Genomic DNA, 11,732 nt, shown 5'->3' with positions numbered 1-11,732 from the left:
TCACTAGAGGCTCTCCGGTTCATGAATACAAGAAAGTTTTCGGAAACTTCTGTAAGGCTAACAATTTCTAACTATTATATTTAATCGGAGGATCCCATGACTTGGATTAATGTACTTGTTAGTTTTATCGGTGGTGGAGCTGTTGGCGCTATTCTCAATTGGATTCGAGCAGATTTGGCTGATAAGAGATTGAGAAGAATTAAATACTTAGAAGATCAGTTAATTAATCTATATGGACCTTTGAATTTTATCATTTCACAAAGTTCCAAGTTGTTTGAGATTGAAAGTAAATTTCAAAGAGCATATAAGGACGAATATATTGATAAGACTTACAGTGAAGAGAAACTAACTCAAGAACGTCTTGAGGAAGATGTCAAGAAAACTATTAAAATTAGAAACGAATATATAATTCAGGTTAGCGAGAACAATTTAAAGATTAAAGAACTTCTCGATAAGAGTTTTTCTTACCTTGATGGAGAAGATATTGATTTGGTTATGAATTATTTTTATGAGAATTTTATAAGACTTCAAACAGAAGAAAGAGGTAAGGTCCCATTTATAATTCATAAACATGTTGGAGATATTTCATTTTTAAGGCCTGAATTTATTGAAGGAATTAGAATGAAGTTTATAAAGAAGAAGCAAGAAGTAGAGAAATTGTCGGTTGAAAAGTGGGGCAGAAGCACCCGATAAACCAGCTAATCAAGGTCAAGAAGAAATTAAACAACATCGATCTGACCGCGTCACATCTAAAATTGGCGCACTGAAACAAGCCAACTCGAACATAAAAGGAATACGGTAAAATGTTCTTTAAGTAACTGAATTAACGCAGTCGAAATGGCTCATTATTGCTCCAGACGCCAAAGATAATACAGCAACAATTGCAACTTTTGGGAGCTTGCCCTCTGACGGCTTTTGTTGGTAATGTCGCGATAGAATCTCATTTCGTGGCCCATGTACTTGCTTAGTAATTCCAGCAACGGTAGCTTGATATAAGGCGGTACGAAGGTAAGACGGGCCTCTTTTTGTTCGTATGGGAAAACGAGATCCAAGATGGAGCGGAAATGAAGCTGGACATCGGTATACAAAACCGTCCACTGGTAGTGCTGTCTGCATAGAATCTGAAGATCAGCAACCGCGGGAGGAGATTCAAAGGCAGGATTCGTTTCCTCCAAGTAAAAGGCTTGCGCAATGCGCATCGCGTCAATGGGATCTGTTTTAACCTTGCGAGTGGCTTCTTCTTCGTTAGGTGAAATTGACTAGTATTTTGGGAGGTTAGCATGGAAAATATCAATTCAAGTGATTACTTTCATGATCTCGATCTTTTTCGAACTCCAAGTGAAATGCAGAGTTATTTTGAATCTAAACGAGAAGAAATCATAAGTAACAAAGAACTAAATGATTTAGCTCGTCTGAAGACCGGAAGATATAAGATCTTCTTAGAGGAATTTTATTTACTTTATCTTTTTAGTCGATCTAAACTCGTTCCAATAGATGCGAAAGTAAGAGTAGTAATAGGTAATCAAAGCTATGATGCCATTGTTCAATATTCAACAGGGGAAATAAAAAGATATGAAATTACTGAGTTTATATATGGTAAGAGTGAATATGAGGATGCAGTATTAATAAATGAACGTGGATATAGCAAGATGAGAATTGGAGATACAAGAGATCTTGAAACAAAGGCAATGGAATACTTAGAAGAAGTAATACGCAATGCAAATAAAAAAGCAATTAAGAATTATGAAAGGGTATCTATAATAATTGTTATGAATACACATATTCATTTGGATATTTGGAACTTGAATACTGAGTTATTTATCAGGAAGGCTATAGATAGGATTCGGCAGCTCCCATTCAATTGTAATGAAGTGCTTTTATTAATTCGTAATAATGATCCCATAGAACTGATAGATAGTAACATCTATAAAGTGCTGTAGCGAATTCGAAGAGGAAGTCAACTTCACCAAACACCATACTCACGCATAGGGTCATTTGTCCCTCGATCCGGCCGGAGTTAGAAGCGATTCGGAGATGGAATTCCAGCAACAGGGAGGCGCAATCATATCGACACACCGGCACCTCTTAACCGCATCGCGGTCGGCACCGTTGGTATCTTAAAGTGGTGGAGCGACGTGAATACAATAACGTTAGGTGAAACTAATGCTCTTTTCGGGGGTATCTCTTTGGAAAAATTAACACAAAAAGATTGGTTAGACTTTATTAATCGTCTACAAGAAAGAGAAAGGCAAAAGACAACATCTGGAGGGATTAATAACTGGGTGCTTTTTGTTGCAATTGGAGCAATGGGATATTTCGTTTTTCCAGAAATTCCGTTGATGCTTATTAATGTAGACAGACTTATTTTATATACAGCAATTTTTTTGAACTTTAGTAATAGTTTATTTCAACCGTTTCATCAGGAATTTAGAGTTCATAAGATTATTAATTATAGAAAAACAGAGGCTCCGATTCTTGAAATACAATGTAGAAAAATAATGAAGTTCTATGAATTGACAGTAGGATTAATAGCAATAGCATTAACAAGTTTTTCAATCATTCTAAATTCTGACATTAGATTAGATATTCTTATTATCCTAGGGATTACTGTTTTTTCTATGTTGACCTTTGGTTTAATGAGTGTTTTTGTTAAGATTCCAAATAGAAATTTTCAAAGAATTGAAAATGTTTTTAATGGTAATGATTTTAGTTTGTTTATCCGATTTATTAAATCTCATCAAATATATATTAGTTTGTATCCTCTTGTAATGATAATAACAGTCTACCATTTTAATAATACAGACTTAAGAATAGCTCTTTTTGGACTAATATTTGTTCTCATCATATTATTGTTTCAATTCATTATTGTCATATTTACGAAACGTCTTAAGATAGCTTGGCTTGAAGATTTCGAGAGAGAAATTATTATTTCGGAACTCAGTGATTATGAAATAAGAAAAAAACTTAGAGAAACATATTTTAAGCTAAGTCATATTGATGATTTTTTTTGAGTCTAGAGAAAGCAGGCATTAAACGTTATTCACGTGTTGTAACCTGAGGGCTACTGCGGTTAGCCTAAAGAGATTCCTTAGTCGGAGAAGTTGAGAAGAAGGGGAGCTTAGTACCTGTACATCTCTTCAACCGAAACTAGATCAGCGGTTTCATTGTATAAACACCTATTTGAATGGATGAATAAGAGGGATATCGAAATTGCAAAAACGTTGAGGAATAAAATGATGGAATGGATCGTCAAATGACTTTGCAGGTACGTGTAGTACGTGCAACATCACATGATTTCAGGAGTTGACTCTATGCTCGCAGTTCACTGGTCGCCGGTCAATCATTCGAAGCAAATTATAAAAAACGGCATTCGCAAAAGCCAAAATGGCGTGTACTGTTTTCCGTTAACCGGCCATGTTGCTTTGGATCGATGGTGGATGAAGGCGTTAAAGCGATTTAGACGAGACGGGAAGCGATACAATGGCTTTGTTTTCCGAATCGAGGAACAAGATTTACCCGCCTATTTTGGCCACTTCATGGGTGCTACGACAAGAGATACATTCGAAAAGCCGATTAATTCGCTTGCGGATCTTGGCAAGGAGCTGCAGGATACGATCATTTGGCGAATTGGCGAACGTTCCATATGGAATACGGGCGAATGGAGGCATGATCTTGATTGCTTGGCCATCGGAAGAGAAGAGCTTCAAAAACGGCCAGGCCTCTATAAGGAAACATTAACCGACGCTGCACTGATGGAATACATACTTGAAGATAACCAGATCGTATTATCCCAATCGATCGCTGCGAATAGAATCATACGCGTCATTCCCCCGGGAGAAGAATTCGGAAGAGTACTGTATAAGAATAAGAAAGAAAAGGTTTATAGGGCGTGATTAGAGGAGTATTTACCAGACGACTTTAGATTCAATTAAGCGCAATTTGTGTCTGGCCGTGTGGCCTTGAGTTTAGTAAAAGGCGTTGATCATGGAATGGATAAGAAAGCACGTCAATTTAGAATGGAACAGCTTAAAAACAAGAGTAAGAAAGAAAATCAATTCACAGCATTATTCGAAGAGTGCATTGATGTCTTAGGCGATGAGGTTAGAATTTATAGTTTGGATGAATCTGTGAGAATTGTGGCTCATATGGTCATTGCCTTCCCGTTTACAGAGTGGGGTAGAGTTGACTGGAAACTAGTGAAGAGCAAGACCTTGATTAAGAAACTGGATGAATTATCCGATGTTATGCAACTTGATTTGAACAAGGGATATTACGTGGTGTGGGATGAACTGAATTTACCTGTAATCGAAACAAAACTTGCGCGCCTAATCGAACGACAAGATGATGTTACAGCGGTAGGGTTTAATGTTTGGTTCATTAACTTTGAAATAAAAACGATCATAGAAGTACACCATGAAGGCGAAATAAATGTAGGGAAACTAAAGTAAAGGAGCTAATAAATATAAAGATCGAAAGGAGAATCCCCCATGAACAAATTGCAAAAAAAAGCGCTCGTCTGCGCCATCATCGGCGGACTTCTCTGGATCGTCAGCGGGATTGCGGGCTTTGCCATTCAAGTGCAGCATATGAACGCTGAAATCAAAGCATTTATCCCCGAGCCGAGCAATATGATGCCGATCCTGATCAGCATGCTCTTGAGCGGGCTTGGGCTTGTTGGCATGATTATCAGCCTGGTCGTGTACGTGACATCTAGAATGACGAAGAGCGCTTGATGGTGAATTATCTTGATGTTAAATGAGCATGATCGATGATCCATGTTTCCATTCATGTAACGAAATAAAACAGACTGCAGCCGGAGCTGCAGTCTGTTTTCGCATTCGGAACGTTTTAGTTAATCAAGCCGGATTGCTTCAGCAGGTTGTAAATCGCCGTTGCGGCTTCTGCGCGGGTGGACGGAGACTTCGGCGTGAAGAAGAGGCTGCCGTTTGCTTCCGTGCCGCTCATCAGTCCGCCGGCGGATACGGTTTGTACGCTGTCCTTGGCGTAGCCGGAGATGGCCGCGGCATCCGCATAGGTCGGGCTGGCGACGCCATTCGTCTGCAGACGAACCAGACTTGCAGCTCGCTCCAGCATGACCGCCAGATCCTGATGCGTGATCGTGCCGTTCGGCTTGAAGCTTCCGTCTCCCAGGCCGGTGATCAGACCGGCTTGGTACGCGGCGGCGACTTCGTCCGCATACCATTTGTCGGCCGTCACGTCGGTGAACGGAGCCCCGCCGCTGCCTTGCAATCCGAGCGCGCGGGTCAGCATCGCCGCGAATTCGGCGCGCGTCACGGAGGCGTTCGGCGAGAACGTGGCGTTCGACGTGCCGTCGATCAGGAACTTGCTGGCAAGCGCCTCGATCTTATCCTTCGCCGACGTACTGCCGAGATCCGTGAAGCCGATCGTTCTCGTCACGGCGGCGTAGGTCGAGAAGCCGGGACGGGTAACGGTCACCGTGGTGGTGCCGTCCTCGTTGCTTGCAAACGCTGCAGGAGCAGGGCTTGCGGTCGAACCGCCGAGATAGAGCACGCCGGCTGCTTTGGCGTCTACGCCTTTCGCAAGGATAAAGGCTTGCTTGATCAGCTCTTTGCCCGAGAGCTGAAGCGGCTTGACGGTCGTACCTTGAACCGTGCTCACTTCAAACGCAACCGGCGTTCCAAGTACGGTGATACCCGGTACCGCGTTCGTAAAGGCCGTGCTTTGATCGCTGCCGGCCAGCGTCAATTGAAGGCCGGCGTTCTTGGGAGCCTTGGCCAGGATGCCGACCGGAAGCGCAATGGCGCTGGTTCCGTTCGTAATCACGATGGCATTCGCCGGATTGGACGCGGCGAGCAAGGCCACTTGGCTGGCCGTTAAGTTGAACTGCGCATGCTGCGAAGCCGTCACGGTGACCGGTACGACGACAGCAACAGGCGACGAAGTCAGCGCTTGCTGCAGATCGGCATCCGCTACCGACGCCGATACGGTGTTTCCGTCCGTTTTCAATTCAGGTTTAACGGACGCTTGGGTCTGGCTTTTGTTCACGACTGCCGTCAAGGCGTAATTCGTGCTGGTGCTCGGCGTAGGCGGGATCACAACGACTGGACCGCCGCCACCGCCGCCGCCCGTATAGATGGCCGGAAGCGTGACTTTTACTTTGACCTCGGTCTTAATGGCCGGTTTCGCCTTCGCGGCGATGGTGACGGTCAATTCGACGTCCGTGCTGGTGCTAGGCCGTTTGAGCAAGAGGCCGGCATCGCTGATCAGCTCGTCGTTGCTGCTGCCCGTAACCGCGTAAGTGATGTCGTCCGCCTCGGGAAGGGTAAGCACGGCTTTATCGACTTCCGTCGTATTGGCGACGTTGGCTTTGAAAGCATCCTTCGCCTCGTTCACGAGCGCCCAAGCCGGATCGACGTTGACGAACAATTTGCCCGGCGCGACGGCTTCGGTTTCATTGCCGGCAGCATCCGCTACCCGAACGACGATGAGACCGTCGTCCACGATCAGCTTATCCGGCGTTTTGTAGCTTCCTTCGTACAGGCCTGGCGTCGTAGCGCTTTCCTTCATCGCGATCTCGCCGGCTTTGGCCGCAGCAGGCGCGATCGGAAGCTCGATGCGGAACGAAGCGTTCAAGCCCGGATCGCTCTTGAAGGATACCTGCAGGGTGTCGCCCTGTGCCAGCTTCACGTCGCTTGCCGGCGCGATATCCGTAATCGCAGGACTATCCAAATCCAGATGAACGGTGCGCGTCACCGTGGTAACGTTGCCGGCAAGGTCTTTCGCCGTGACCGTGACGACATTCGCGCCCGGATCCAGCAGCACGCGATGCTTGAATGTGCCGTCGGCGGCTACATCGGCTTGCTCGCCATTTACGGTCAATTCGCCAAAGTATTCATCGCCGGTCGTTCCGTGCAGCGTCAAGGCTTCTTGATTGGTCTTGAAGCCGTCGATCGGCGCCTCTACGTTCAGGCTCGGCGCGGTAACATCCAGCGTGACTTCGGTAGGCGCGGAAGGATCGGTCGATTTGCCGTCCAGGGCCGCCACCGCCGTCAGGCTGTTTACACCGGCCTTGAGCTCGACAGGAATGGCGAACGTACCGTTCTCGACCACGTCGCTTCCCACTTCGTCGCGGCCGTTGAACAACGTGACGGTCGTTCCGTCAACGGGCACGGTTCCCGTGACGTCCAGCTTCGCCTGATTGGTGTACGACTTCGCTGCCGGCGAAGTAATGACAGGGGCGGTAACTTCATTGCTAACGAGCGCCCTGATCATGTAGTTGCCGTCGTCTTCAGGCGAAGGGGACCACGCTCCGCTCACCAGCTGCCAGCTGCGCAGGGCGTTCGGCCCGTCTACGTCCGTGCTGAGTCCCGGCGTGTTCGGATAGGGTCCGACTTGGATGTAAGCCATGTAGAAATCGCCGGTTACGACAACCGGTGTCGGGAGCGTCACGGACGTCCACTCGCCGTTCCGCAGTCCGTCGCCGTCGAAAGGCCCGGCAATCAGTTTGCCCGGTGCGCCATCCGTGCCGCTTGCGTCATACAGCGCATACTTGAACGGCGTGGCGCCCGGATCCGGCCAAGACGTATCCCAGATGCGGAACAACGCGCCCGTCACTTGAGCGCTACTCGCGGCCGGCGTCATGCGAACCGCCCAACCGTTGCCTGCATCATAGAAAGCATGGGCGTCCTCGGCCGTTCCGTCATCGTAGCCGATGCCGTCCGGAGCGCCAACGAAAGGCTTGAGCGAGACGTTCGTTTCCGCCGAGCCGTTCGCCGGCACCGTCACGGCGACGCTTTTTCCGTAGAAACCGCCTGCGGAGACGGACAGCGTGTACGTGCCTTCCAGAACGTCCAGCGAGAAGGCGCCATGCTCATCGGTACGAACTGGCGAAATGTTCGCGTCTTCCATAATCATCACGTTCGCGTTGGCGATAGGCGCCTGGGTGCGCTCATCCGCGATGACGCCCGTGATTTGACCGTGAGGAATGGCTTCCAGGTCGAAATTCACCGTCGAATACACATTGTCCGTCACGGTGACCGGTTTGACCTGCGGATAATAGCCGTAGGCCTCTACCTTCAAGTTGTAATCGCCGGCAATATGCTTGAAGGCATACTCGCCCGTCGCGGGATCCGTCTTTACGGAGCGATTGGTTTCCAGAACCGTGACGGTCGCGTTGGCCGGCAGGCTTTGCGGATTGACATCCCCGGTCGGCTTGTTTGCTTCGAATGCTTCTTTGGTGGTTGCATGGCTGATATATGCCGGCTTGGTGACCGGCGATTTCGGTCCGATAACGCCGTCGAATACGTGATTGCGCGCCGTAACTTCCGTCGGCGCATTCACTTCCAGCACTTTGAAGCTATCGATATACCAACCCGCCTTGCTGACGGATGCATCGGAAGTCACGCGGAAACGGAATTGAAGCTGCTGATTCAAATAAGGCGCGAGATCGTAGCCGAACGTCTCCCACTGTCCGTCAACCGTGTTGCCGTTGAAGGATGCGAGCTCGGTCCAGCTCGAGCCTCCGTTCGTGGTGATATCCAGATGGCCGAAATCATAGCTGCTCTCCAGGTCGTACCAGTTGCTGAAGAAGACCGAAGCTTTGTCCGTTTGGCTCAAATCAATGACAGGGGACACCAAGGCGTAGTCGCTGCCGTCGCTATAGGTGTCGTCCAAGTCCGTTCCCCATACATTCGGAGCCGAAACCGCGCTCTCGGGTCCGATATTGGTCGGCGTGCCGCGTTCCCATTCGTCGTTGACGCCGGAGTGCGTCCAGCCGTTGTCCGTGTCCCCGTCGAACGTATCCTGGTAGATCGACACGATCTCGGGAAGCTCGAGGGTGAATGCGTTCGAAAGCTCGCTTGCATTGCCGCTGTAATCGATGGCTGCCACCGTATAGTGATTGCTGCTGCCGCCGGCCGCGGTGCTATCCGTAAACGTGTTCAGCGTGGTCGTGCCGATCGGTTCGGATGCGCCGTCTCCGATGGAGCGATAGACCACGTACTTGGCTGCATCTTCGTCGGTCGAGGCATTCCAAGTCAGGGTGACATTGTTAATCGTGTCCGCCGTTCCCGTAAGGTCCGTCGGCGCGCTTGGCGCTACCGCGTCCGGAGGCTGAACGGAGAGATCGTCGATGTACCAGTTCCTGCCGCCGCCTAAATCGCTGGCATACAAGTTGAACAAGAGTTGAACCTGCTGGCCGGCATACGGACGCAGATCGATGTATTGGGTTTTCCAATCGCCGCTCGCGCCGGTAAAATGCAGGACCTCCCTGAATTCATGATTGCTGGCTTCGGTCGCCAGATAGACGACGCCGTGGTCGGAGCCCAGATCGAAGCTGTTCTTGAAGGTCAGCACCGCGCCTTCCGGACTGTCCGTCAAGTCGATCGGCGGGGCCAGGAAGTAAGCATTCGCCCCGGGCAGGTAGTGCTCGCCCAGACTGGCAGCCGCAACCTTGCTTCCCGAAGCGGGCGTTCCGTAGAAGGGCTCGCCCACTCCCCACGAATTGTTGTAGCCGCCGCTTTCATATCCGCTGGTATCTCCTTCGAAATCCTGTACATAGCCGGGCTTGATGCCGTTCGAGACGGCTGCCGTGTACACGGACGTGGAGATCTGGTTATTGCCGTAATCGTTGGCTCGAATGTAATACTCCAAGCCTGCCGTATCGATGAGGAAAGCAGGGATGTCGGTTGTATATTGACCGGATTTATAATTGCCGGACGCTCTCTTCATCGGAAGATAGACGTATTCGTCCGTTCCTTTGATTCTCGCGAACGCTTCGACCTGAAGAACGCTGACGTTGTCGGAGACCTGCGCGGTCAGCTGAGCGTCCCTGCCGCTATAAATGACGGGGATAGGCGTGTGCTCGATTACCGGTGCCAGCGTATCTTCGCCGGCTGTTGTTACTTTGCCCGATACGGTCCCGATGCCGCTCGTTACGGCGCCAACGGCGTTCAGGGCATTGACGATGCCGTAGCCGTAGCCTTGGTTGGGCGTCTCGGGATATTCCGCGTCCGTGCGAGGCGTAGCCGTGCTTTCCAATATTTCTTCGATCTGATCGATCGTCAGGGAATGATTGGCTTGCAGCAGCAAAGCGGCGATCCCGGTCGTAATCGGTCCGGCCATGGAGGTGCCGTTCCAGCCGCCTTCATAACCGCCGCCCGGAACGGTGGAGCGAATGTTCACGCCGGGCGCCGAGACTTCCGGTTTGAGTTCGCCGTACGGAGACGGACCGCGCAAGGAGAAGGAAGCGATCATGCCGTCGCTGTCCGTTGCGCCGGTCGCGAACGATTCGGGATAGTTGGCGGGATTGGCGACCGATCCGGGGCCGCCGGGGTTATCGTCCCGCACGTTGCCGGCCGAGAATTCGGGGAATATCCCCGCCGCGCGCCAGGCTTGCACGATGGGACGGAAGAACTCGTCGATGCCGGCTCCGCCGCCCCAGGAATTGTTAACGACATCCGGCGCCATCTCGGGGTGCAGATTGCCCTCGCTGTCTACCGGGGCAAGAAGCCATTGACCCGCATCGAGAATGATCGCATCCGTCGTGGACGGGTCGAATATGCGGACGGCGATCCATTTCGCTCCCGGAGCGACGCCGACCTTGTTGGTCCCGTTCTCCTCCGAGCCGACCATGGTGCCCATCGTATGCGTGCCGTGGCCCACGTTGTCTTCCGGGAGCGGGACAGCGCTGTGGGCGTCGTACCAGCTCAGCTCGGGATGGACGATCTGGCCGTTCTCGTCGTAAGCGCGCCATTTGCGCTGCAAGGCCGGATGCGTGTAGTCGACGCCCGTATCGATGTTGGCGACTACGATCCCGGTTCCGTCGATGCCGTTCTCCCAAACCTGAGGGGCATTGACGTAATCGATGTTCCATTCCACGTTCTCGGTGAGCGGCACGGCTTCTTTTTGCGCGGGCGCTGACGGAGTCGCAGGAGCAGCTTCCGGTGCAGTTACGGGAGCAGTCTCCGGAGTCGTTTCCGGAGCAGTCACGGGCGCGGCTTCCGGAGCTGGGGCCGGAGCAGTCACGGAAGCAGCGGCGTTAGGTTTCGCCGTATCCTTCGTTTTCTGAACCGTATCCAGGAACCGCTCCGTATTCGGGAGGATTTTCTCGACTTCGGGGCGTTGCGCGATCTTTTCCATTTCTGCTTTCGTGGACGTGACCGCCAAAGCGTTAACGATAAAGAAGCTTTTGTAGTCTTTCACGCCGGCGTTGGAGGATTTCGCGCGGTCTAAGTAGGATTCGAGGGAGTCTTGCGTGCGTAAGGCTGTTTCACGCAGCGTGCCGATAACCGCATTGCGCATGGAAAGCTTGGCGGCAGCAGGGGTGACCTTGTCCTTTCGCGCTTTTTCTTGCGCGAGCAAAGAAGCTTGCGTAGGATCCGCTTGCTCCTTCATTTTGATCAAGTACGTTACGTACTCGTCGTCGTCGAATCGTTTCGTCACCTGAGGATCGATTTTGGCTTTTACGGTTGCGGGGGAGACGGCTGAAACTGTGTTTTTTCGAACGATCGGATCCGCCGCGGCAGCGGCCGGAACGGAGATCGTCCACGCAAGGATGGCAGCCATCCCGATCGGAAAAACCTGTTGCAATGTTTTCCATTTCACAGTGCTTCTTCAACTCCTCGATAAAGTAGGTTTCTAATACTCCTTCCGCAGCTCGTAGATGGGAGAGATGAATGGTTTTCCGACCACCTCCTTTCATAAAATGCGTTGTTACCTTAATTTTCGTTAAATTTTTACTTTAGTGCGAA

At 50.3% G+C, this 11,732-nt stretch carries 8 protein-coding genes; 6 read left to right on the top strand and 2 right to left on the bottom strand.

The window, feature by feature from the left end:
* The first annotated feature begins 96 nt into the window (after positions 1 to 96).
* The gene (locus tag GT019_RS16145; protein ID WP_161744222.1) at positions 97 to 693 is read left to right on the top strand and encodes a hypothetical protein; all 597 of its coding nucleotides are present in this window, start codon (positions 97 to 99) and stop codon (positions 691 to 693) included.
* A gap of 152 nt (positions 694 to 845) precedes the next feature.
* Here the strand turns inward: GT019_RS16145 and GT019_RS16140 are convergent, their stop codons facing one another.
* Positions 846 to 1,199 (bottom strand): IS110 family transposase, encoded by a 354-nt coding sequence (locus GT019_RS16140; protein ID WP_161744221.1) that lies wholly within the window; start codon positions 1,197 to 1,199, stop codon positions 846 to 848.
* An 81-nt stretch (positions 1,200 to 1,280) separates the two neighbouring features.
* On the opposite strand from GT019_RS16140, the gene GT019_RS16135 reads away from it, so the two are divergent.
* From GT019_RS16135 to GT019_RS16115, 5 genes are all read left to right on the top strand, one after another.
* Positions 1,281 to 1,940, top strand: coding sequence for a hypothetical protein (locus GT019_RS16135; protein ID WP_161744220.1), 660 nt, complete (start codon positions 1,281 to 1,283; stop codon positions 1,938 to 1,940).
* Positions 1,941 to 2,135: 195 nt separating this feature from the next.
* Entirely contained in the window at positions 2,136 to 3,011 is an 876-nt protein-coding gene (locus GT019_RS16130) for a hypothetical protein (RefSeq protein WP_161744219.1), read from the top strand.
* 300 nt (positions 3,012 to 3,311) lie between these two features.
* Positions 3,312 to 3,893 (top strand): hypothetical protein, encoded by a 582-nt coding sequence (locus GT019_RS16125; protein ID WP_235948324.1) that lies wholly within the window; start codon positions 3,312 to 3,314, stop codon positions 3,891 to 3,893.
* A gap of 96 nt (positions 3,894 to 3,989) precedes the next feature.
* Positions 3,990 to 4,448, top strand: a complete 459-nt coding sequence (locus GT019_RS16120; protein WP_161744218.1) for a CDI toxin immunity protein — start codon at positions 3,990 to 3,992, stop codon at positions 4,446 to 4,448.
* Between the two features lie 39 nt (positions 4,449 to 4,487).
* The gene (locus GT019_RS16115) at positions 4,488 to 4,733 is read left to right on the top strand and encodes a hypothetical protein (RefSeq protein ID WP_161744217.1); all 246 of its coding nucleotides are present in this window, start codon (positions 4,488 to 4,490) and stop codon (positions 4,731 to 4,733) included.
* A gap of 115 nt (positions 4,734 to 4,848) precedes the next feature.
* On the opposite strand, the gene GT019_RS16110 is transcribed toward GT019_RS16115, so the two are convergent.
* A complete protein-coding gene (locus tag GT019_RS16110; protein ID WP_161744216.1) occupies positions 4,849 to 11,586 on the bottom strand; it encodes a S8 family serine peptidase in 6,738 nt (2,245 codons plus the stop codon).
* Positions 11,587 to 11,732: the final 146 nt, after the last annotated feature.

The organism is Paenibacillus glycinis (genome assembly GCF_009909185.1).
Classification (GTDB): Bacteria; Bacillota; Bacilli; order Paenibacillales; family Paenibacillaceae; genus Paenibacillus_Z; species Paenibacillus_Z glycinis.
This window is presented reverse-complemented; position numbering and strand designations above follow the sequence as displayed.

What these genes read in the sequence shown, in the direction of transcription:
- GT019_RS16145 (WP_161744222.1), top strand. Translation starts at nt 97, where the DNA reads ATGACTTGGATTAATGTACTTGTTAGTTTTATCGGTGGTGGAGCTGTT.
- GT019_RS16140 (WP_161744221.1), bottom strand. Translation starts at nt 1,199, where the DNA reads ATGCGCATTGCGCAAGCCTTTTACTTGGAGGAAACGAATCCTGCCTTT.
- GT019_RS16135 (WP_161744220.1), top strand. Translation starts at nt 1,281, where the DNA reads ATGGAAAATATCAATTCAAGTGATTACTTTCATGATCTCGATCTTTTT.
- GT019_RS16125 (WP_235948324.1), top strand. Translation starts at nt 3,312, where the DNA reads ATGCTCGCAGTTCACTGGTCGCCGGTCAATCATTCGAAGCAAATTATA.
- GT019_RS16120 (WP_161744218.1), top strand. Translation starts at nt 3,990, where the DNA reads ATGGATAAGAAAGCACGTCAATTTAGAATGGAACAGCTTAAAAACAAG.
- GT019_RS16115 (WP_161744217.1), top strand. Translation starts at nt 4,488, where the DNA reads ATGAACAAATTGCAAAAAAAAGCGCTCGTCTGCGCCATCATCGGCGGA.